Below are 22,393 nucleotides of genomic sequence, written 5' to 3'. Positions count from 1 at the left end.
GAGCGACTCGGTCTTAAGTACGGTACTCGGCGTTGATTTTCACGTATTCGTGGGACAAGTCGGTGGTCCAGATGGTTTCGCTGCAGTCGCCGCGACCCAACTCGATACGGATGGTGATCTCTTCCTGCTGCATCACTGCAGCGCCCTGGGCTTCGGTGTACGTCGCGGCCCGTGCGCCACGGCTGGCAATGCACACTTCACCGAGGAACACGTCGATCTTGCTCACGTCCAGGTTCGGTACGCCGGCACGGCCAACGGCTGCCAGGATGCGGCCCCAGTTCGGATCGGAGGCAAACAACGCCGTCTTGATCAGCGGCGAGTGCGCCACGGTATAACCAACGTCCAGGCATTCCTGGTGATTGCCGCCGCCATTGACTTCAACGGTGACGAACTTGGTCGCGCCTTCGCCGTCACGAACGATGGCCTGGGCCACGTCCATGCACACCTCGAACACCGCTTGTTTCAACTTGGCGAACAACTCGCCTTCGGCACGGGTAATTTCCGGCAGCGCCGCCTGACCGGTGGCGATCAGCATGCAGCAATCGTTGGTCGACGTGTCGCCGTCGATGGTGATGCGGTTGAACGACTTGTTGGCACCGTCCAGCAGCAGGTTTTGCAGCACGTCACGGGAGACTTTTGCGTCGGTGGCGATGTAGCCGAGCATGGTCGCCATGTTCGGACGGATCATGCCCGCGCCTTTGCTGATGCCGGTCACGGTGATGGTCACACCGTCATGCTCAAACTGGCGGCTGGCACCCTTTGGCAGGGTGTCAGTGGTCATGATGCCGGTGGCGGCCGCTTCCCAGTTGTGGATCGACAGGTCGTCGAGAGCGGCTTGCAGCGCGCCTTCGATTTTCTCGACCGGCAGCGGCTCGCCGATCACACCCGTGGAGTACGGCAACACCAGGCTGGCGTCGACACCGGTCAACTCAGCCAGTTTGGCGCAAGTACGCTCGGCGGCGGCCAGGCCGGGTTCGCCAGTACCGGCGTTGGCATTGCCGGTGTTGGTCAACAGGTAACGCACCGGGCCTTGCACACGTTGCTTGGCCAGGATGACCGGCGCTGCGCAAAAAGCGTTCAGCGTGAATACGCCCGCGACCGTGGAGCCTTCGGCACAGCGCATGACCACAACATCCTTGCGCCCCGGGCGCTTGATGCCGGCCGAGGCAATACCGAGTTCAAAACCGGCAACCGGGTGCAACGTTGGCAAAGGACCAAGACCAACAGCCATGAATGCGCTCCTTAAAAAATGTAGTCATCCCCGTCATATGAACGGCGGTGTTAAATGGCAAAACGCCGCGACGGCTGAAGCCGGTCGCGGCGCGGGTATTTCAGCGATTGAAACGGGGTTTACTGGATCTGCCCGTGGCAATGCTTGAACTTCTTGCCCGAACCGCAGTAGCACAGCTCGTTACGGCCCAGCTTCTGCTCGTTGCGAACCGGAGCGGTGGCAAGGGCCACATCGATCTCTTCACCCAACTGTTCAGGTTGCTCCAGGCCCGGCGCTTCCTCGTGCAGGAACTGCATGCGAGCAGCCAGCGCTTCGGCTTCCTGACGCAGGCGTTGCTCTTCTTCGATCGGGTCTTCGCGGCGAACCTGAACGTGGGACAGCACACGGATAGAGTCGCGCTTGATCGAATCCAGCAGCTCGGAGAACAGCGTGAACGACTCGCGCTTGTACTCTTGCTTCGGGTTCTTCTGGGCATAGCCACGCAAGTGGATGCCGTGACGCAGGTGGTCCATGGTCGACAGGTGGTCTTTCCACAGGTCGTCCAGCACGCGCAGAACGATTTGCTTCTCGAAGCTGCGCAGCGCTTCGGCGCCCGCCTGGTCTTCTTTCTCGTTGTACGCCGCGATCAGCTCTTGCATCAGCTTCTCGCGCAGGGTCTCTTCGTACAGGTGATCGTCTTCGTCGAGCCATTGCTGGATCGGCAGCGCCACACCGAAGTCGCTCTGCAACGCCGCTTCCAGACCGGCCACGTCCCACTGCTCAGGCAGCGATTGCGGTGGAATGTGCGCGCTGATGGTGGCGTTGAGCACGTCCTGACGGAAATCGGCGATGGTCTCGCCAATGTTGTCAGCGGCCAGCAACGTGTTACGCATGTGATAAATCACTTTACGCTGTTCGTTGTTGACGTCGTCGAACTCGAGCAGTTGCTTACGAATGTCGAAGTTACGGCCTTCAACCTTGCGTTGAGCCTTTTCAATGGCGTTGGTCACCATGCGGTGCTCGATCGCCTCGCCTGGCTGCATGCCCAGGGCCTTCATGAAGTTCTTCACCCGATCAGAGGCAAAGATACGCATCAGGCTGTCTTCCAGCGACAGGTAGAAACGGCTGGAACCGGCGTCGCCCTGACGACCGGCACGACCACGCAGCTGGTTGTCGATACGGCGCGATTCGTGACGTTCGGAAGCAATAACCTGCAAGCCACCCGACTCGAGCACTTGCTGGTGACGCTTCTGCCAGTCGGCCTTGATCTGGGCGATCTGCTCTGGCGTTGGATCTTCGAGGGAAGCCACTTCCACTTCCCAGTTACCGCCCAACAGGATGTCGGTACCACGACCGGCCATGTTGGTGGCGATGGTCAGTGCGCCTGGGCGACCGGCCTGGGCAATGATCTCGGCTTCTTTTTCGTGGAACTTGGCGTTCAGAACCTTGTGTTCGATGCCTTCCTTCACGAGCAGGCTGGACATGTGCTCGGAGGTTTCGATGGTCGCCGTACCTACCAGTACCGGACGGCCAGCGGCCATGCTTTCCTTGATGTCCGCCACGATGGCCGCGTACTTCTCGTCGGCCGTCAGGAACACCAGGTCGTTGTAGTCTTTACGGGCCAGCGGCTTGTTCGGCGGAATGACCATGACCTGCAGGCCATAGATCTGATGGAACTCGAACGCTTCGGTGTCAGCCGTACCGGTCATGCCGGACAGTTTGTTGTACAGACGGAAGTAGTTCTGGAACGTGGTCGATGCCAGGGTCTGGCTTTCGGCCTGAATGTTCAGGTTTTCCTTGGCTTCGATAGCCTGGTGCAGGCCTTCGGACAAACGACGGCCCGGCATGGTACGACCGGTGTGTTCGTCGACCAGGACAACCTGACCGTCCTGCACGATGTACTCGACGTTGCGGTGGAACAGTTTGTGCGCACGCAGACCGGCGTAAACGTGAGTCAGCAGGCTCAGGTTGTGCGCCGAATACAGGCTTTCGCCTTCAGCCAGCAGGCCGAGGGAGGTCAGCGACTCTTCAACGAACTGGTGACCGGCTTCGTTGAGTTCGACCTGACGGGTCTTCTCGTCAACGGTGTAGTGGCCGGCCTTGGTGACTTCGCCTTCAACTTCTTCGATGTGCAATTCCAGCCGCGGGATCAGTTTGTTGATCTCGATGTACAGCTTGGAGCTGTCCTCGGCCTGACCGGAAATGATCAGCGGAGTACGGGCTTCGTCGATGAGGATGGAGTCGACTTCGTCGATTACGGCAAAATTGAGTTCGCGCTGGAATTTTTCTTCCATGCTGAACGCCATGTTGTCGCGCAGGTAATCGAAACCGAATTCGTTGTTGGTGCCGTAAGTGATGTCGGCGGCGTAAGCCAGGCGCTTCTCTTCCGGCGGCTGGAATGGCGTGACCACACCGACCGTCAGGCCGAGGAATTCATAGAGCGGGCGCATCCAGTTGGCGTCACGGCGGGCCAGGTAGTCGTTCACCGTCACAACGTGCACGCCCTTGCCGGACAGCGCGTTGAGGTAAACACCCAGTGTCGCCACCAGGGTCTTGCCTTCACCGGTACGCATTTCCGCGATCATGCCTTCATGCAAGGTCATGCCGCCGATCAGCTGGACATCGAAGTGGCGCATACCCATGACGCGCTTGCCGGCTTCGCGGGCGACCGCAAAGGCTTCTGGCAACAGCTTGTCGAGGGTTTCCCCTTTGGCGATGCGGGCCTTGAACTCGTCTGTCTTGGCACGCAATTGATCGTCCGAAAGGGCCACCATTTGCTCTTCGAAGGCATTGACGAATTGCACCGTCTTGAGCATGCGTTTGACTTCACGCTCGTTCTTGCTTCCAAAAAGTTTCTTTAACAAAGGCGCAAACATATCGGCAGGATCTTCCACACTAAAGGGATGGAGGGCGGCCCCGAGAGTCGCCCGTGCAGCCCTCATGGCCGCATGCGAACGAGCATTCTACCCGGAAACGATGGTGAGGAAAGTGGCGTTATTCCACGATGCATGCACTGCGTTGTAACGGGGCTCACTTAAAATAAGGGCTTTTTGCTGAACTTCAAGCCATTCACTGCAGAAGTTACTTGTTGATTTAATGGGTAAAGCGAGCGCAAAGCAATGGGTCGGGTGCAAGTGATGCTTTCTGCTACCATAGCGGCTCTGTTACTTCAGGTGTCTGATCATGGCATTTCGCCCTCTTACGGCCAGAGCACCCGCCGTTCTGCTTCGCGAAGCCAAGCCGCTGAAAGCCATTTTCAGCCAGGCTCAACGCCTGGGTCATTTACAACGTCTGCTCGAAAGCCAATTGCAGCCTGCCGCCCGTGAACATTGCCATGTGGCGTCGTGGCGCGAAGGCAGTTTGCTGCTGATCATTACCGATGGTCATTGGGCAACGCGCTTGCGTTATCAGCAAAAGCGCCTGCATCGCCAACTGCAAATGTTTGATGAATTCGCCAGTTTGACGCGGATTCTGTTCAAGGTGCAGCCGCCAACCGTGCAACAAGGGGCTGCTGGCCACACCATCAGTTTGTCGCCCAACGCGGGCGCGACCATTCAGGCCACGGCCGAGAGCATCAGCGATCCGAATCTGCGGGCCGCCCTGGAACGCCTGGCGGCCCACGCCAAGCCCAAAACCTGAGATCACCGATTTCTGTAGGCGCATGGCTTGCCCGCGATGGGCGCGCCGCAGTGCAACAGATACTCCGCGTTATCGTTCATCGCGGGCACGCCATGCCCCCACAGGGTTCAGCGGCTTTTTTTGCCGCCGAGCAGCGAGCCCATCAGCCCACGCACCAATTGTCGGCCTAACTGGTTAGCCGCCTGTCGCATGGCCGACTTCAACGCCTGCCCGGCTGCCGTACCCAGAAATTCCCCGGCCTGGTCAGTGAAGCTTGGCTCTTCGGGTGCAGGCTTGGCCGGCGTCGCATCGGGATCGGGGGCCAACCCCTTGCGCCCCATCAGCACTTCATAAGCCGACTCACGGTCGATCGGTTTGTCATAACGGCCCTGCAACGGCGAACCGGCCACCAGCGCCGCACGCTCCGCCTCGCTCAAGGGCCCGATCCTCGATTGCGGTGGCGCGATCAATACACGCTGGACCATCTCCGGCGTGCCTTTATCGGCCAGCGTGCCGACCAGCGCCTCGCCAATCCCCAACTCGGTCAAAACCGACAAGGTATCGAACGCCGGGTTCGGCCGAAAACCCTCGGCCACGGCGCGCAAGGATTTCTGTTCCTTGGCCGTGAACGCGCGCAAGCCGTGCTGAACGCGCAAACCCAACTGCGCCAGCACGTCATCCGGTAAGTCGCCCGGCGACTGGGTGACGAAATACACCCCCACGCCTTTCGAGCGAATCAGTCGCACCACTTGTTCCAAGCGGTCCTGCAACGCCTTGGGCGTGCCCGCGAACAGCAAATGTGCCTCGTCGAAAAACAGCGCCAGCAGCGGTTTGTCCGCATCGCCGCGCTCCGGCAATTGTTCGAACAATTCAGCCAGCAACCAGAGCAGGAAGGTCGCATAAACCTTCGGTGCTTCGTGCACCAGGCGACTGGCATCCAGCAAATGAATGCGCCCGCGACCGTCAGCGGTCGGCTGCAGGATGTCTTCAAGTTGCAGCGCCGGCTCGCCAAACAGTGCTTCAGCGCCTTGTTGCTCCAGCGTCGCCAGACGCCGCAGCAGCGCCTGACTTGAGCCGGTGGTCATCAACGCAGCGTCATCCCCGAGCAATTCGGGGTGGTCGCGCAGGTGATTGAGCAGCGCCTTCAGATCCTTGAGATCGAGCAGCAATAGCCCTTCGCGATCCGCCACCTTGAACGCCGCATACAGCGCCGACTGTTGACTGTCGGTCAGTTCCAGCAGGCTGCCGAGCAACAACGGGCCCATTTCACTCAAGGTTGTGCGCAATGGATGACCGGACTGGCCATGAATGTCCCACAGGGTCACCGGATACGCCTGGGGCTTGTGGTTCAGCCACGGCATCCCGGCAATGCGTTCGGCGATCTTGCCTTGCGGGTTGCCGGCGGCGCCGAGACCGCACAAGTCGCCCTTGATGTCGGCGGCAAACACCGCCACCCCGGCATCGCTGAAGGCTTCGGCCATGCGCTGCAACGTGACGGTTTTACCCGTCCCGGTAGCGCCTGCGACCAGACCGTGGCGGTTCGCCAGACGCATGGCCTGGGCGATGGGCTCGCCGGCAAGGTCAGCGCCGAGAACGAGTTGCAATGAGTCAGGCATTTTGTCACCCATGGTTAATCTTTGAGCCGGCACGGCCGATACAAAAACCGAGACTACACAGAAATTAGCGTCGGTAATTCCCTAAGGAGAGGACGGAAATATCAGCTTATTTTCAACACTGCCCATTTTGCGTGCCTTTATAAAAGCACGCTCAGGACATTAAGACCTTAGCGGAACCCCAAGCCATGAACAAAAACCTGCGCTTCAGCCATAAAATCTTGCTTGCCGCCGCCCTCGTCGTAATTGCAGCCTTCGCTTCGTTTACTCTGTACAACGACTATCTGCAGCGCAATGCAATACGCAGCAATCTCGACAACTACCTGCAAGAAATGGGCAGCGTGACGGCCAACAATATCCATACCTGGCTGGCGGGCCGTAGCCTGTTGATCGAAAACCTGTCACAAAACGTCGCATTGAACGCTGACACCGGCAACGTCTCCAAGCTTCTTGAACAGAAGGCGGTGACGTCAACCTTCATGGGCGCCTATCTGGGCAACAAGGATGGCACCTTCATCATCCGCCCAGACAGCAAAATGCCGGATGGCTATGACCCTCGCGCTCGCCCTTGGTACAAGAGTGCCCAAAGCGCCAGCGGCTCGGCACTGACCGAACCGTACATCGATCTCGCGTCTGGCCAATTGGTCATTTCCATCGTCAACAGTGTGCTCAAAGACGGTCAAAACATCGGTGTGGTCGGCGGTGACCTGAGCTTGCAAGTGATCGCCGACAGCCTCAACGCGCTGGACTTCAACGGCATGGGTTATGCCTTCCTGGTCAGCGCCGACGGCAAGATCCTGGTTCACCCGGACAAAGCCCTGGTGATGAAGTCCCTGAGCGAGGCGTTTCCGAAAAACACCCCGCGCATCAGCAACGACTTAAGTGAAGTCGACGTTGACGGCAAGACCCGCATCGTCACATTCACCCCGATCAAAGGCCTGTCCTCGGTGAACTGGTACATCGGTCTGTCGGTGGATAAAGACAAAGCCTACGCGATGCTCAGCGAATTCCGCGCCTCGGCGGTCGTAGCGACCGTCATCGCCGTGGCCATCATCATCGCGTTGCTGGGCATGCTGATCCGCATCCTGATCCAGCCGTTGCACGTCATGACCCGCGCGATGGCCGACATTGCCGACGGTGAAGGTGACCTGACCAAGCGCCTGACCATTGAAAACAACGACGAATTTGGCGTTCTCGGCACGGCGTTCAACCGTTTCGTGGAGCGTATCCACGGTTCGATCCGTGAAGTGTCCTCGGCCACTGGCCAGGTCAACGAAGTGGCCCTGCGTGTGGTCGCCGCGTCGAACTCGTCGATGTTCAACTCCGACCAACAAGCCTCGCGCACCAGCAGCGTGGCCGCAGCGATCAACCAGCTCGGTGCCGCCGCCCAGGAAATCGCTCGTAACGCCGCTCAAGCGTCGAGCCAGGCCAGTGATGCCCGCAGCCTGGCCGAAGACGGCCAGCAAGTGGTGGATCGCAGCATCAAAGCGATGAATCAACTGTCGAGCATGCTCAGCGCTTCGAGCACCAATATCGAATCGCTAAACAGCAAAACCGTGAACATCGGGCAAATTCTCGAAGTGATCACCAGCATCTCCCAACAAACCAACTTGTTGGCACTGAACGCGGCCATCGAAGCGGCCCGTGCCGGTGAAGCCGGACGTGGTTTTGCGGTGGTGGCCGACGAAGTGCGCAACCTCGCACACCGCACTCAGGAGTCGGCACAGCAGGTGCAGACCATGATCGAGGAACTGCAAGTCGGCGCCCGTGAGTCCGTCAGCACCATGAGCGACAGCCAGCGCCACAGTCAGGACAGCGTGGAAATCGCCAACCTGGCGGGCGAGCGCTTGAACAGCGTGACCTTGCGCATCGGAGAAATCGACGGGATGAACCAGTCGGTGGCGACGGCGACTGAAGAACAGACCGCGGTGGTGGAGTCGATCAACGTCGACATTACCGAGATCAACACCCTCAATCAGGAAGGTGTGGAAAACCTGCAATCGACATTGCGGGCGTGCTCCGACCTTGAGCAGCAGGCAGCGCGACTCAAGCAGTTGGTAGGCAGTTTCCGTATCTAGTGTCTGAACCGGCCCCTTCGCGGGCAAGCCCATTCCCGGGGTTTTGCGTGAACCTGGGAGAGAAGGCTTGCCCGCGAGAGCGGTCTCAAGACACTACCAATCCTCGCTGTCGCGTCCCCCTCCGCCTCGGCCAATGGCGAAATGTCCTGCAGGATCGATGAAGTTGCTGAAGTTCAAGCAGGCTTAGGCGTGTCATCGGGCTCTTGCTGCAACTGTTCCCACAACTCGGCGGCGCCGGGAAACTCCGTACCATCTTCGGGGCTCATGTCCTCCGGATCGTAGCGACTCAAGCATCCCTCGCCTAATGTCGCTGGTGCCTTGGAAGTGGCTTTGTCGAGTGGATCGGCCATGGTCAAAACCTCAGTGTAGAAACGGCGAAGGGCCTGAAGCGATTGAACGCCCAGGCCCTTCGAATTTCAACCGTGTTGTATGACAGTCAGAACACTACGGTTTTGTTGCCGTGTACTAACACCCGGTCTTCCAGGTGATAACGCAGCCCACGGGCCAACACCATCTTCTCGACGTCACGGCCGAAACGCACCATGTCTTCAATGCTGTCACTGTGGCTGACACGCACGACGTCCTGCTCGATGATCGGCCCGGCGTCCAACTCTTCCGTCACGTAGTGGCACGTCGCGCCGATCAACTTCACACCGCGCATGGAGGCCTGGTGATACGGCTTGGCCCCCACGAACGACGGCAGGAAGCTGTGATGAATGTTGATCACTTTATGGGCATATTCGCTGCACAACTCGGGCGGCAGGATCTGCATGTAACGGGCAAGTACCACCACTTCGGCGTCGTGCTGTTTGACCAGGCGCGAAACTTCAGTGAAGGCTGGTTGCTTATCCTGCGGATTGACCGGGACGTGGTAATACGGAATGCCGTGCCACTCGACCATGCTGCGCAAGTCATCGTGGTTGGAAATCACACAGGAGATTTCGCAATCCAGTTCGTCACTGTGCCAGCGGTGCAACAAGTCGGCCAGGCAGTGGGACTCACGGCTGGCCATCAACACCACACGCTTCTTCTGCGCGGTATCGGTGATGCGCCAGTTCATCGAGAACTCTTCGGCAATCGGTGCAAACGCTTCGCGAAAGGCTTCGATACCGAATGGCAGCGAATCGGCACGAATTTCGTGACGCATGAAGAACCAGCCACTGAGATTGTCCGAGTGATGGCTCGCTTCGGTGATCCAGCCGTTATGTGACGCCAGAAAGTTACTGACTTTAGCAACGATGCCGACGCGGTCCGGGCAAGCAATCACCAGCCGAAAAGTGCGCATGAGGGGGAAACTCCAGAACTTCGCAAAGGCCGCCATTCTAGCGATTGCGCAGCAAAACTGCAGTATTGATGACGTACTACCCGGAAAACCGGCCTGCGGACCCCGCGTTGATAGCACCCGCTCCCCGCGCGTTGGGGATCTTTTAAACGATATCTAGAGTCAATTTGTGAATATCCGTGATGACTGCATCACACTACTTAATCGGCACCTCAATTGGCGCCTATTTCATCGAAACTAATTTAATTAAAACGCCGGTTAAATGTTTACTTGATGAAACACCCTGACTATTATTGCGGCACTGTCCCCTGCCATCCAGCGCCCAACATAAGGTAGTCCTCATGTCCTTGATCAACGAATACCGCGCCACCGAAGAAGCTATCAAAGAGCTGCAAGCCCGTTTGAAGAACCTGTCCCAAGACGACAAACTGCAAACCGAGCTGGAATTCGAAGGCAAACTGCGCACCCTGATGGGCGAATACTCCAAGTCCCTGCGTGACATCATTGCGCTGTTGGATCCAGAGTCCAAAACCAAAGCACCACGCGGCGGCGCAGTAAAAACTACTGGCACCAAGCGTGCTCGCAAAGTTAAACAATACAAAAACCCGCACAACGGCGAAGTCATCGAAACCAAAGGTGGCAACCACAAAACTCTGAAAGAGTGGAAAGCCAAGTGGGGCGGCGACGTGGTTGAAGGCTGGGCTACTCTGCTGGGCTAAGCCACAGGGTTTGTCAAAGCATTAACTGCGACAAAAAATAACGCCAGCAATTGCTGGCGTTTTTTTATTCCCGCGATTCATTCCCCGGGCATGTTCGTTTTCAAAGATTCAAACGTTTGCGTAGTCCCTGAACATAACTCTGCCATTCATTCAACACCTCTCGCTGAAACGTTGTAGCCGTTTCGTTCAATTGGGCTGCGGCTTCTGAAAAAGTATCCAGCGTATTGGGTGCCCCCCACTCGGGTGCCGTCAAACGTTGCTGACAGAATATTCGCCAGCGCTCTTGCTCCTCGAAATTCAACGTATCGGGGAAGTTGCGTGCGCGATAACGAAACAATAATTCAGGTAAACGTTCGTCATCGAAAGGCCATTGCTCTTGTGATAATTGGGCAGGGTCCGAGGTTCGGACTTGCTCACATAGACGCCGGTCCCGGTCACCGATAAAACCATCGTATAACTGTTGCTCCGGATCCTGGCTTGGCGTGAAATCTTCGCTGGCATAAATGGCCTGTACTTTGTCTCGCCAAACTTGTTGTGCGTCGATTAGCCGCAGCGAACGTTCCTGATAAAGCGCCATGTCCAGCCCCAGGCGTTGCTGATCCTCAGGCCGAAGTACCGACATCGGCGCGACCACCGGGCACTTGTTGATATGAATGAGTTTAAGTGGCACAGGCAGTTCGCCTTCGGCCAGGTCATCGCGACGGGTGTACAGACGCTGACGCAAAGTATCGGCATCCAGGTCCAGCAGCCCCTGGGGGTCCAGATGCAAGTCGCAGACAATCAAGGCGTTCTTGTTACGCGGGTGCCAGGCCAATGGCAGCACCACACCCACATAGCTGCGAGCCGCCGAAAAGCGTCCGGAAATGTGCACCAGCGGTTGCAACAGGCGAATCTGGTCCATCACCTTTTGTTTACTGCGCAACTTGAACAGCCAGTCATACAACTTGGGCTGTTTCTCGCGAATCAGGCGCGCCAGCGCAATGGTAGCGCGAACGTCCGACAGCGCTTCGTGGGCATTGCCATGATCGATGTTGTTGGCGGCGGTCAGACGCTCGAGCTTGAGCGTCACTCGCCCCTCTTCGTCCGTGGGCCAGACGAGCCCGTCGGGACGCAGCGCATACGCCGCTCGCACCACATCGATCAGGTCCCAGCGGCTGTTGCCGCCCTGCCACTCCCGTGCATACGGATCGAAAAAATTTCGATACAGGCTGTAACGGGTCATCTCGTCGTCGAAACGCAGCGTGTTGTAACCCGCACCGCACGTTCCCGGCGCCGCTAACTGGGCATGCACCCGCGTCATGAAATCAGCTTCGCTCAAGCCCTGTTCAGCTAACTGGCCGGGCGTAATGCCGGTGATCGCGCAGGCGGCAGGATGCGGCAGGATGTCGTCACTGGGCTGGCAGTAAAGATTGACCGGCTCGTCTATTTCATTGAGATCGAAGTCGGTGCGAATCCCCGCCACTTGCAGCGGACGGTCGCAGCGGGGATTGATGCCAGTGGTTTCATAGTCGTACCAGAAGATGGAGGTCACGGGCTATTCCTGAACTGAAGATCGGCGAAGTCTAGGCGTTCACATCCCGCCCCGGCCAGTAATCTTGCCATTCAATCACCTCTGGCCACTCACCGTGCACTACATAGTTATGTCGTTTCCCCCCCAGAGGCTGCTAGCATCGGATGGACATCGAATCCCGAACAGGCCACATCAAGGTTGCCCATGCTCGAGACCACAGCACTGCCAAGGAAAGCGACGCTGTCCCCGCCACTGGATACCCGGTATCAAGTCGAAACGCCCGAAGGCATCGACTTGCCACTGCGCCCGGCCGGGCTGATGGTTCGTGCGCTGGCCTTCTCCATCGACCTCGGATTGCGCGGGTTGATCCTCGGTCTGTTGTTCATCGTATTGGCGTTTCTCGGAAAGCTGGGCGCCGGCCTGGGTTCAATCCTGCTGTTCGGTGTGAGCTGGTGGTACATGGTGCTGTTCGAAGTGCTCAATCAGGGGCGCTCACCCGGCAAACAATGGATGGGCTTGCGCGTGGTGCAGGATGACGGCACGCCTATCGGCTGGTCTGCTTCGCTGCTGCGTAACCTGCTGCGATTCGTCGACCTGTTGCCGTTCGGCTACTTCCTCGGCGCCGTCAGTTGCCTGCAACACCCGACCTTCAAACGCCTCGGCGACCTGGCTGCCGGCACGTTGGTCATCTACCGCGAACAACCGTTGCCCCCACCGCAACTCCCCGACGCCCAACCCCGGCGCCCGGCGTTTCCCCTGTCGCTGACCGAACAGCGCGCCATCCTCGGGTTTGCCGAGCGTCAGGGCGAACTCTCCGAGGCGCGGGTCAACGAACTCGCCGCGATCCTTGCCCAGCCGCTGCAGGTACCCGCACCCAAGGCAGTGGACGAACTGAACGGCATTGCCCGCGGCTTGTTGGGGCCGACATGAAGCAAAGCCTTTTCGAAAGTCGCCACAAGGCTGAGTGGGAACAGTTTTCGCTGATGCTCGAAAGGCTGGAGCGAGGCAAGGAAGCGGCACGATTCACCAGTTTTCCTGGTGATTATCGAAGGCTCTGCCAACATTTGGCGCTGGCTCAGGAACGCGGCTACAGCAGCTTCCTGATTGACTCGTTGCAGCAACTCGCCTTGCGTGGCCATCAACAGCTGTATCGGCATCGCAGTCGGCTGGGGGCGAGTGTGTTGGCGTTTATCCTGGCCGGTTTCCCTCGACTCGTGCGTGAGCAATGGCGTTTTGTGCTCGCCGCCGCCCTGTTGTTCTTTGGCAGCCTGATCGGTTTCGCGTTGCTGGTTTACCTGTTTCCGGACCTCATCTACAACCTGATTCCGGCCGAGCAGGTCAGCGAAATGCAGAGCATGTACGACCCCGTCGCCGGCCACTTGGGTCGCACGGCGGAACGCGCGGCGAGTGAAGACTGGGTAATGTTCGGTTACTACATCATGCACAACATCGGCATCGCCTTTCAGACCTTTGCCAGCGGTTTGCTGTTGGGTGTGGGCAGTGCATTTTTCCTGCTGTTCAACGGTTTGATGATCGGGGCGGTGGCCGGGCATCTGACGCACATCGGTTATGGGCAAACGTTCTGGACATTCGTGATCGGCCACGGCGCCTTTGAGTTGAGTGCCATTGCGCTCGCGGGGGCCGCCGGCCTGCAACTGGGTTGGGCGCTGATCGCACCCGGGCGCCTGCCCCGCGCCGAAGCCTTGCGATTGGCTGCGCGCAAAAGCGTGCTACTGATTTGCGGGGTAATGCTGTTTCTGCTGATTGCCGCATTTATCGAGGCGTACTGGTCATCAATGACTGCGCCCCAGGCCACTACCAAGTACCTGGTCGGTGCGGTGCTTTGGCTGTTGGTGGCAACGTATCTGTTGTTTGCCGGACGGAGGCGCCATGCGCCTGAGTGACGCCACGGTCGTCATCCGTCCCCGTTCCACCTGGGAAGCCATGGATCTTGGTGTGCTGCTGAGTCAGCGCCACCGCCGCCTGTTGATGACCAGTTGGGCCATCGTGACCTTGCCGGTCTTCGCCCTGCTGAGCGTGGTGCTGTGGGATTCCCCTACCCTCGCGGTGTTTATTTTCTGGTGGCTCAAACCCGCGTTCGAACGCCTGCCGTTGTACATCCTGTCCAAATCAATGTTCGGTGAAACGCCCACATTGAAGCAGGCCCTGCGCCAATGGCCGCGCCTGCTCAAGCCACAATTGCTGGCCAGCCTGACCTGGCGTCGCTTGAGCCTGAGCCGCAGTTTTGTGATGCCGGTGGTGCAACTCGAAGGCCTGGGTGGACATGAACGCCAACAGCGTTTGCACGTGCTGCTGCAACGCAACGCGGGCGCCGCGCAATGGCTGACGATCATCGGCATGCACCTGGAAACCGCCTTGTGGATCGGCTTGATGGTGCTGTTCTACCTGCTCCTGCCGCCGCAGGTCCAGATCGACTGGAGCTGGCAGACGTTGATTTCGGCCGGCGTGCAAGACTGGCGTTGGCTGGAACACCTGACCAACGCTTTTTACGCAGTGGTGCTGGTCATCTGGGAGCCGATCTATGTGGCGTGTGGGTTCAGCCTTTATCTGAACCGGCGCACAGTGTTGGAGGCTTGGGATATCGAACTGGTGTTCCGCCGATTGCGTCAACGCCTCAACAGCACCATCGTTCCCTTGCTGCTGGCCGCCATTCTGATCATCCCCACCGTGCAAACGGTCTGGGCTGCCGAGCCGCTCATCTCACCGGACAGCCCGCGTCTGCTGGATCAACCGCTAACCAGTCAAGCGTCGAAGGACAGCATCAAAACCCTTCTCGAACAGCCGCCATTCAAGAACAAGGAATCGGTCACCCGCTATCGATTCGGCGAGGACAAATCGGCGGACACAACCTCAGGGGACAGCAAAACACCCCAATGGCTGGAGGCGTTATTGAAGCTGCTCGACAACCAACGCTTCGGGTTTCTGGCCAACTTGATCGAAGTGTTGCTGTGGGGCGCGGTGATCGGGGGCATCGGGTTACTGGTCTGGCGTTACCGCGAATGGTTGCAGGCGTTCGTCAGCCGCCGACCGGCCTTGACCATCAACATCGCACGGTCTGTGCCGCAACAGGCGTTTGGCCTGGACCTCAAGCGCGAAAGCCTGCCCGCCGACATCGCCACCGCCGCCGAAAATCTCTGGCAGTCCAACCCTCGTGAAGCCTTGGGTTTGCTGTATCGCGCCCTGCTCAGCCATCTGCTGCACGACCACCACATCGCGCTAAAACCGGCCGACACCGAAGGCGAAGTGCTCCAACGCGTCGAGCAACTGCAACAGCCGGCGCTTTTGACCTTCAGTAAAAACCTGACCCGGCACTGGCAGAACATGGCCTACGGGCATCGCCTGCCTGCGGCGCATTTGCAACAGGAACTCTGTGACGGCTGGCGCACATTGTTCGGCCCGGGAGCGGCGCGTTGAATCGGCACCGCGGGCTGGCGATCGGGCTGATCGTCGCGGTGCTCGTGGCCGCGCTGAGTATTTATCTGTACCTGAAGGCCACGCCCTATCAGACCGAAATCGATCACGGCCCATCGCCAGAAGCCCAAGCCAATCCTTACCTGGCCGCCGAATACTTTCTAGGCAAACAGGGCCTGAACGTCAGCCATGCCAACAGCCTCGATATCCTGCCGAGTATCGATCCTCATCAACACAGTCTGTTGCTGCTCGGGGACCGATCGAAGATGTCCCCGCGCCAGGTTGATCAGGTGATGAACTGGACTCGGGCGGGCGGGCGCTTGCTGTTTGTCGCCCAATCCTTGTGGGATGAAAAACTGGGCCAGAGCAATGACCTGTTGCTCGACCGCGTGCAATTGCACCAGTCGCTGAGCAAAGACCTGAAAGACCCGCCACCCAATGTTTTCGAAGACTCCTTTCCCAAGCTGACCAAACTCTATCTGGAAGACGAGGACGCACCGGCCTACGCCAGTTTCGATACCGCGTTCCATCTCGACGACCCGAAAAACCTCGCGCAATCCTGGGCCAACAGTGGCAAAGGCACGCACATGATGCAGCTGAGCCACGGGCTCGGCTCAATCATCGTGGTCACCGATGCCGACCTGTGGAAAACCCCCGCCATCGATCAATACGACAACGCCTGGCTGCTTTGGTACCTGACCGCAGACACGAACGTGACCCTGATGTTCAACACCGTTCACGACAGCCTGCTGACCTTGCTGGTGCGCTATTTCCCCCAAGCGCTGGCGGCCCTGATCGCCTTGATTGCACTTGTCTGCTGGCACGTCGGTGTGCGCAATGGTCCGTTGCTGGAACCTGCGCCCAAGGCGCGTCGCCAGCTTCAGGAACACCTGCGCGCCAGTGCCGATTTCATGTTGCGTCGCAACGGTCAACATCACCTGCTGCAAGCGTTGCAGCAAGACATCTTGCGGCGTGTCCGGCGTCGTCATCCAGGCTTTGAACAACTCGTCATTGCCGAGCAATGGCTGGTGCTCGCACGCCTGACCGGCCAACCCACGCGCGCGATCAGTCAGGCCATGAGCCCGCGACCGAAGCAGCGGTTGTCCAGCGTGCAATTCAGCCGCCAGGTCGCCCACCTGCAAACCTTGAGGAACGCCTTATGATCCGGGGCGTTGAGGCAGTTAGATTGATGTGATATTAAAATCATAGGTCTATCTGACGAGGAGTGGAAGGGGCTACAGCAGTAGCCTTTATCCAATCCATGCAGACACGGACACAGAGTGATTAGTCGACGACAAGGTGAAAGATGGAGCTTGTGTGGGGCACCAAAGATTTCGAAATCGCCGGACAACCTTACCAAGGGTTTCCGATTCTGCTGTGGGACTCGATGGAGAGCTGCAGCAAGGCCAATCAGTTCTTCCGCTACTACCTCCTTCGCGGGCACATCGGCTCTAAGCAATCCTGGCCTAGCACTGGACGGGCGCTGTACGACTTCTTCAGCTTCCTGCAAGCCCATGATCTTGATTGGTGGGACGTAGATCGCGGAGAGGCCAAAAGCCTTGTGGCTGCCTACCGAGACTACTGCTTGGTGACGTGCGGACTGGCTCGCAACACTACTCGTCAGCGTCTGACGTACATCTGCAAGTTCTACGAATTCGCACTGAAAAAGGGCTGGGTGAAGCGCTTACCGTTCTGTCACGAAGAACRCACCGTGAAGCGCGAAACAGGTTTCCTTGAGCATGTGGATGCCAGCGGAGGCAAAGTTCTGGTGAACGACGTGATGCCGCGTCGTCACAAGTCCCTACCCAAGTTCCTGAGCATGGCCCAGGCCAAGTCATTTCTGGCAGCAGCGGAGAATCCACACCATCGGATCATGATTCAGCTGGCGCTGCACACAGGTCTGCGTCGTAACGAACTTGCGACTTTCCCAGTGGCGTACGTTTTCGACCCGGACAAGGCCGGACCAACCGAACGCAATCTTCGCATCCGACTGGATCCTTTCGACGGCAGCGGCATGGAGACCAAGGGTAGCAAGGAGCGAGATATCTGGGTCAGTCGCAAGTTCATGTCCGAACTCTACCGCTACTTGTCTAAGGTGCGTGGCGAGCGGGCGTCTCTGGGTAAGAACCATAAGGCACTGCTCCTCAACCATCTCGGAGAGCCCTACGGCAGCTCCGGCAAGAGCCTGAATCGGATAATCAGCGAGACCGGGAAGCTAGCTAGGATTGAAGTCCATACGCACATGTTGCGCCATACCTACGCAACCCACACCCTGGTCAACCTTCAGCGCAACCCCCAGTACGGGCTCGATCCCCTGGTGTACCTGCAGCGTCAACTTGGCCACAGTTCAATTCAGACCACCATGGTGTACTTACACCTGATCAACGAAATGGCCGATGAAGCCGTGCTGGCGTATGACGACGAGCTGAATGAGATGGCTGGAGCAGCCTGATGGGGAAGCGCAAGGTATTTACCAAGTCTGACCTCAGTGTTCCGCAGGTCGAACACAACATCGATACGGCAGGCAACGTGGTTATCTTGCCTGAGGCTATGCCTCCGAAGAACACTGTGGTTGCGTTCGGGCGCAACTCAACCAATCTTAGGAGCTTCGATTTCGCTCGATGGTACGGTGCAGGAATTGATTCCATAACCTATGTTAGTCAGCGCCAGATCGAGCGTTTCCTAGCAGGGCAAGAGGGAACCCTCTCGGTTACTACCGTGGTGGGTTATTGCAACAGTGGGTTAGCGTACTTCCTTGACTACTGCGTGCTCCAGGCGCTGGCTTTTGAGCGCGAGTGGACGCTGAATGATTTGAGCCGTAGCCTTATCGACGGCTATCTAAGCCATCTATCTGGTCAGGGTACAGCGACCATCTCCCAGAAAAACTACTACTCAAAAACCAAGGCGGTGCTTGTTGCATTTGGGCAGCGCGGCCTGTTCCCTTTAATCACCTCTGGCGATGCGGCAACCTTCCCACGCAACCCATTTCCGAACATCACCCGCAAGGTCAAGGGCGAGACAGCTCTATCGAAGCGTGAGCGGCAAGAGTTTGCTGCGGCATTGCGGCAAGCCATCAAGCCAATATGGATCGGTGGTAGTCCTATAACCGGCAACCTATTGGCCTATGCCTTGCTGGTCGTGGCTCTACATACCGGACGTAATGCCACTCCATTGCTAGAAATGGGCCGAAATTGCTTACGCCCACATCCCAAAGACGACACCGTCTTCCTGGTGCTATGGAAGCGCCGTGGCTACAACACTAGCAAAGTAGCTCTGCGGGCTGAGTCGAAAGCCGAGCGTATGCTGGAGGCAATGCCCAGCGTCAGGATCAACGTGGAACGTCTGATCCGTCGAGTGATGGTGTTGACTGAGCCCTTTGATTCAGCGGCTCCGGACGACCTCAAAGGACGTGTGTGGCTGTACCGCAGTCGCACCCATGCCTCATTAGGCCAAGTCACAGCATTGACTTCAATGTCATTGGACAGAGGTATAAGTCTCCTTGTCGCTGAATATGATCTTAAAAATAGTGACGGAAAGCCTCTGCGAATCAACATCTCCCGACTGCGTAAGACCTTTGCAAACCGCATCTTCGAGCTGACCGACGGCGATCTTGCGACCACTGCCTCTGCTCTTGGTAACACCCCACGAGTAGCCGACCAAAACTATCTAGCGCCTACCGAGAATGCCCGTCGAAACTGGCAGTTCATGGGAGAGGTATTGGTGCAGGAGTTGCTGACTGCGAGCATCGGCGCGACTTACAAAGACACTCCTCTGGGTCGCTGTAGCGATCCAGTAAATGGTCAGTTCGCTCCGAAACGTGAGGGCGCTACCTGCACGAATTTCATGAACTGCCTGCGCTGCAAACACTACGCAGTGACCGCCGAAGATCTGTACAAGCTGTTCAGCTTCTACTTCCGCGTGCTGACTGAGCGCTCCCGCATGGACAAGCGGCGCTGGGCACGTGAGTACGCCCACATCCCTCGCCTTATCGACCATTACATCGTCGCCGAAGGACTTCGTCGTGGCTCCTTCAAAGCTGCAGCCGTAGACGCCGCTCGTGAGCGCGCCCGTACCCAACCGCACCCGTTCTGGTCAGTTGATCTCATTGCCAGCCTAGAGGTCCTTTCATGAGTGACAACATCTCGGAAGAATTACCTTGGGCGACCATCACGGCTCAGCTTGGCGATGTGCGTGGGCTTTCCGACTCAGAGCGCGACAAGCTGATCATCACCGCAACACAGGTGGATGGGAAATGGATCATCCGAAGCCGCTACGGTGACGATATTTGGCAACTCAACGGTTTTCCTAACAACGTTCCAACCAGTAAAAAACAGATCAATTTTGCTACAGCGCCACCAGCATTTCGTGCAGTTATCAAGGAAATTTTTTATCGTTATCTGAGACAAGGTCGTAGCGGAGTGGATCGGCCTAGGGGAGGGACGATATGTGAACTCTTCAAATGTTCATTACCATTCCTTCGGCACCTAGAAGCTCTGAAACTTAGTCGCTTAGGTACAGTGAACCCGATAATTGCAGCGACCTATGTCGCCGCCTGCAAGGCTCATCTGCAAATTCGCAAGGATAAGCCGCTGTCGCAACGTGTCTTGAAGGGTCGTTACGTGGCGTTAGAGACGCTCTATGAGCTTAGCCAATACACCGACGACAAGATTCCACAACACCCATGGCCCAACACTTCTGCAACGGCCATGGCGGGAAGGATCGGGATTGTAACCGAGGTGAAAACGCCACTGCTCCCCGATGATGTTTTCTGCACCTTGTTCGAAAAGGCTAATCTGCAGGTGGAGCGAGGAAACGTACTGCTCGACCTGCGCGATGATCTGAATGCTACGGAAGCGGAGCGTAAAGGCCTGAGTGTCGGAGGAATGATTTGGAGGAAAAATCAACATTTGAAAGTCAGGGGCTGGGAGGGAGGCGTGAGGACACTCAACAATTCCATCTCATCCCTTCGCACGGCCTGCTACATAGTCTTGGCGAGCACTTCAGGCTGCCGCAATCACGAACTGGCTAACCTGCAATCGGGGGCGCATCGCCGCACTGAGGACGATGAAGGCACGATCTATCACTGGATGCGTTCTAAGTCTGAGAAAACCGATGAAGGAACCCATGACTGGATGATCCCAGAGGCCGCAGTGCGTGCTCTCCGCGTTATGGAGCGCTGGGCTGCGCCGTACCAAACGATGATCGCCAACGAAATTATCCAACGACGTCGCATCAACACACAGGATTTGCAAATTGCAGAGGCGTATAAGCATCGTCATTCTCTTTTTCTAGGTCTAGATTCGAAAAATGGCAACGGTCGCACGCTGACTGGCGAGAGCTGGCGCAAGAAGCTTAAGGCATTCGCCAAAGACTGCGGGTTGAGTTGGGAACTCTCTAGCCACCAATTTAGGCGGAAGTTCGCAAACTACGCCGCACATAGTCGCTTCGGCGATCTGCGCTACCTCAAAGAGCATTACGCTCACTGGTCGCTGGACATGACCCTTGGTTACGCCATGGATGACAACTGGGGACAGCATCTGGATCTTGATCTGTACATGGAAATCCAGGGAGAGCTGGAAGATATCAAACTCGGCGTCGTCGAAAACTGGATTGGAGATGAATCCTTGGCCGGAGGCTACGGGCGCGCCATCAAGGGATGGCAGCGGGAGCCACAGAACTTGCTGATCTTCAAAGATCACGCTTCGATGTTGAAATCTATCGCAGAAAGCACTGCTATTCGGAGCAATGGCCATGCCTGGTGTACGGCAGACAACGACGGCTGCGTGGGAAATACCCTTGAGCGTACCCGCTGCAGTGGTTGCGACCACTCGGTGATCGGGAGCGCCCACGCGCCTATCTACCAGCGACTTTACGATGATCTGAAAGGGCTAGTGCACTGCAAGGAAATTGGTGAGGGAGGTCGCCAACGCGTTGAGCGCGACCTGAACCGCTGCCGAGACGTATTGGTACAGCTGGGCATGCCTCCGGAGGCGCTGACCGCATGAAAAGCAAGGGCAAAGCAGCCAACTACAAGCCTGCCGTAGATCGAGAGAAGGATCTCAAGCTGGCCATCTACCGGATCGAGAACGGACGCGCTCATACCAAGGAAACCAAAGTCACCATCGCTGCCGTCGCCCGAGAGGCCGGCGTGTCGACCGCGCTGATCCACAATCACTATCCGGCAATTGCAGAGGCAATACGGGAGAAACAGGGTCGATCCAGCCGCGCCATGAGGGATGTCAAACATCAAGATCTGATCGCCGAGCGCCAAAAATCTGCAGGCTACCGTCAGGAAATTGAGGAGCTCAGAGCCAAGCTCGCCAGCATTGCATCCATCAATGAGGTGCTGCTGGAGGAGAACCGTGTGCTCAAGGCCAAGCTGAAAGACCGGAGCGTAGTTGCACTGGTTTCATCCCAGCCGCGCAGGTAGGTAAGATTCATATGTGGACTCCTTCTCACCGTTGACTGTGGTTCGCACTTTCAGTCTGGCACTCGAGATGCCGAAGTGAGGAGGAGTCCATCCCATTGCTTCTGGCCGTTTTCTGCCGATCGCGAGAGGCAGAAAACGGCCGATTCTGTTGAAAAAGTCGGATTTTCAGCCTGAGTAAAATCAAGCACAGCTACCACCGGATAGCCTACTCACCACTTTGTGTGGTTTCTCGGCCCTTCGTTGACCTTTGCTGCGTCGTTATTGGGTTAATTTGAGGTTTTTGGCTTAGTGCAGGCGCACCTATCCCGTGACTGGTGGCCCTTGAGATGTCAGTTTGGCCAGCCGACGTAGGTTCTGCACTGTGGCTGCCAGCGTGAACTCATCGGTCGCGCCACTCATGCCACGTAGTCGCAAGCGATCCAATTTCAGGATGCGCTTGAGGTGGGCAAACAACATTTCGACCTTCTTACGTTCATGGCGAGAGCGCACGTACTCCGGCGT

The 22,393-nt window shown here is 57.6% G+C and carries 18 protein-coding genes and 1 pseudogene; 12 read left to right on the top strand and 7 right to left on the bottom strand.

All coding sequences use genetic code 11. The features are described from left to right. Positions 1 to 13: 13 nt before the first annotated feature. Together argJ and secA are read right to left on the bottom strand one after the other, a co-directional pair. Entirely contained in the window at positions 14 to 1,231 is a 1,218-nt protein-coding gene (gene argJ, locus AC1D2P_RS24380) for a bifunctional glutamate N-acetyltransferase/amino-acid acetyltransferase ArgJ (protein WP_046033276.1), read from the bottom strand. Positions 1,232 to 1,350: 119 nt separating this feature from the next. Then, on the bottom strand, positions 1,351 to 4,086 hold the full coding sequence (gene secA, locus AC1D2P_RS24375; RefSeq protein ID WP_109785061.1) for a preprotein translocase subunit SecA: 2,736 nt from the start codon (positions 4,084 to 4,086) through the stop codon (positions 1,351 to 1,353). A 307-nt stretch (positions 4,087 to 4,393) separates the two neighbouring features. On the opposite strand from secA, the gene AC1D2P_RS24370 reads away from it, so the two are divergent. Beyond that, positions 4,394 to 4,849 carry a DUF721 domain-containing protein gene (locus AC1D2P_RS24370; RefSeq protein WP_046033274.1) on the top strand — a complete coding sequence of 152 codons (456 nt, stop codon included), beginning with the start codon at positions 4,394 to 4,396 and terminating at the stop codon, positions 4,847 to 4,849. A gap of 107 nt (positions 4,850 to 4,956) precedes the next feature. On the opposite strand, the gene AC1D2P_RS24365 is transcribed toward AC1D2P_RS24370, so the two are convergent. Continuing rightward, positions 4,957 to 6,444: a helicase HerA-like domain-containing protein gene (locus AC1D2P_RS24365; protein WP_223525681.1), complete on the bottom strand. Its 1,488-nt coding sequence runs from the start codon at positions 6,442 to 6,444 to the stop codon at positions 4,957 to 4,959. A 185-nt stretch (positions 6,445 to 6,629) separates the two neighbouring features. Here AC1D2P_RS24365 and AC1D2P_RS24360 point away from each other — a divergent pair. Continuing rightward, positions 6,630 to 7,661, top strand: a pseudogene (locus AC1D2P_RS24360) (HAMP domain-containing protein); the annotation flags it as partial. Between the two features lie 93 nt (positions 7,662 to 7,754). Continuing rightward, positions 7,755 to 8,519 carry a methyl-accepting chemotaxis protein gene (locus AC1D2P_RS24355; RefSeq protein WP_427701491.1) on the top strand — a complete coding sequence of 255 codons (765 nt, stop codon included), beginning with the start codon at positions 7,755 to 7,757 and terminating at the stop codon, positions 8,517 to 8,519. 173 nt (positions 8,520 to 8,692) lie between these two features. Here AC1D2P_RS24355 and AC1D2P_RS24350 read toward each other — a convergent pair whose 3' ends face one another. Together AC1D2P_RS24350 and purU are read right to left on the bottom strand one after the other, a co-directional pair. After that, positions 8,693 to 8,869: a hypothetical protein gene (locus AC1D2P_RS24350; protein ID WP_175648978.1), complete on the bottom strand. Its 177-nt coding sequence runs from the start codon at positions 8,867 to 8,869 to the stop codon at positions 8,693 to 8,695. Positions 8,870 to 8,955: 86 nt separating this feature from the next. Beyond that, positions 8,956 to 9,804, bottom strand: a complete 849-nt coding sequence (gene purU / locus AC1D2P_RS24345) for a formyltetrahydrofolate deformylase (protein WP_046033272.1) — start codon at positions 9,802 to 9,804, stop codon at positions 8,956 to 8,958. A 338-nt stretch (positions 9,805 to 10,142) separates the two neighbouring features. Between purU and mvaT the strand changes: the two genes are divergently transcribed. Continuing rightward, positions 10,143 to 10,520, top strand: coding sequence for a histone-like nucleoid-structuring protein MvaT (gene mvaT, locus AC1D2P_RS24340; protein ID WP_007933316.1), 378 nt, complete (start codon positions 10,143 to 10,145; stop codon positions 10,518 to 10,520). Between the two features lie 100 nt (positions 10,521 to 10,620). Here mvaT and sbcB read toward each other — a convergent pair whose 3' ends face one another. Beyond that, complete coding sequence (sbcB, locus tag AC1D2P_RS24335; protein WP_046033271.1) at positions 10,621 to 12,051, bottom strand: exodeoxyribonuclease I; 1,431 nt, start codon at positions 12,049 to 12,051, stop codon at positions 10,621 to 10,623. Positions 12,052 to 12,234: 183 nt separating this feature from the next. On the opposite strand from sbcB, the gene AC1D2P_RS24330 reads away from it, so the two are divergent. The 8 genes from AC1D2P_RS24330 to AC1D2P_RS24295 all read left to right on the top strand — a co-directional run bounded on the left by AC1D2P_RS24330 (position 12,235) and on the right by AC1D2P_RS24295 (position 21,892). Continuing rightward, a complete protein-coding gene (locus tag AC1D2P_RS24330) occupies positions 12,235 to 12,960 on the top strand; it encodes an RDD family protein (RefSeq protein ID WP_109785059.1) in 726 nt (241 codons plus the stop codon). Beyond that, positions 12,957 to 13,934, top strand: a complete 978-nt coding sequence (locus tag AC1D2P_RS24325; protein WP_109785058.1) for a stage II sporulation protein M — start codon at positions 12,957 to 12,959, stop codon at positions 13,932 to 13,934. The genes AC1D2P_RS24330 and AC1D2P_RS24325 overlap by 4 nt, the downstream gene beginning before the upstream one ends. After that, positions 13,921 to 15,465, top strand: coding sequence for a DUF4129 domain-containing protein (locus AC1D2P_RS24320; RefSeq protein WP_477758445.1), 1,545 nt, complete (start codon positions 13,921 to 13,923; stop codon positions 15,463 to 15,465). Before AC1D2P_RS24325 ends, AC1D2P_RS24320 begins: the two co-directional genes overlap by 14 nt. Further along, on the top strand, positions 15,462 to 16,625 hold the full coding sequence (locus tag AC1D2P_RS24315) for a DUF4350 domain-containing protein (protein WP_046033267.1): 1,164 nt from the start codon (positions 15,462 to 15,464) through the stop codon (positions 16,623 to 16,625). The genes AC1D2P_RS24320 and AC1D2P_RS24315 overlap by 4 nt, the downstream gene beginning before the upstream one ends. Before the next feature lie 143 nt (positions 16,626 to 16,768). Beyond that, entirely contained in the window at positions 16,769 to 17,914 is a 1,146-nt protein-coding gene (locus tag AC1D2P_RS24310) for a tyrosine-type recombinase/integrase (RefSeq protein WP_477811626.1), read from the top strand. Then, a complete protein-coding gene (locus tag AC1D2P_RS24305; RefSeq protein WP_477758443.1) occupies positions 17,914 to 19,593 on the top strand; it encodes a hypothetical protein in 1,680 nt (559 codons plus the stop codon). Before AC1D2P_RS24310 ends, AC1D2P_RS24305 begins: the two co-directional genes overlap by 1 nt. Beyond that, the gene (locus AC1D2P_RS24300; RefSeq protein WP_477758442.1) at positions 19,590 to 21,467 is read left to right on the top strand and encodes a site-specific integrase; all 1,878 of its coding nucleotides are present in this window, start codon (positions 19,590 to 19,592) and stop codon (positions 21,465 to 21,467) included. Before AC1D2P_RS24305 ends, AC1D2P_RS24300 begins: the two co-directional genes overlap by 4 nt. Further along, entirely contained in the window at positions 21,464 to 21,892 is a 429-nt protein-coding gene (locus tag AC1D2P_RS24295) for a coiled-coil domain-containing protein (RefSeq protein ID WP_477758441.1), read from the top strand. Before AC1D2P_RS24300 ends, AC1D2P_RS24295 begins: the two co-directional genes overlap by 4 nt. Before the next feature lie 300 nt (positions 21,893 to 22,192). On the opposite strand, the gene AC1D2P_RS24290 is transcribed toward AC1D2P_RS24295, so the two are convergent. Beyond that, the coding region (locus AC1D2P_RS24290; protein ID WP_477811625.1) for a transposase at positions 22,193 to 22,393 on the bottom strand (201 nt) is incomplete at its 5' end.

This window comes from Pseudomonas sp. P1_F1_2, from assembly GCF_056405815.1.
The sequence above is the reverse complement of the archived record's forward strand: the minus strand, read 5'-3'. Positions and strand labels throughout refer to the sequence as shown.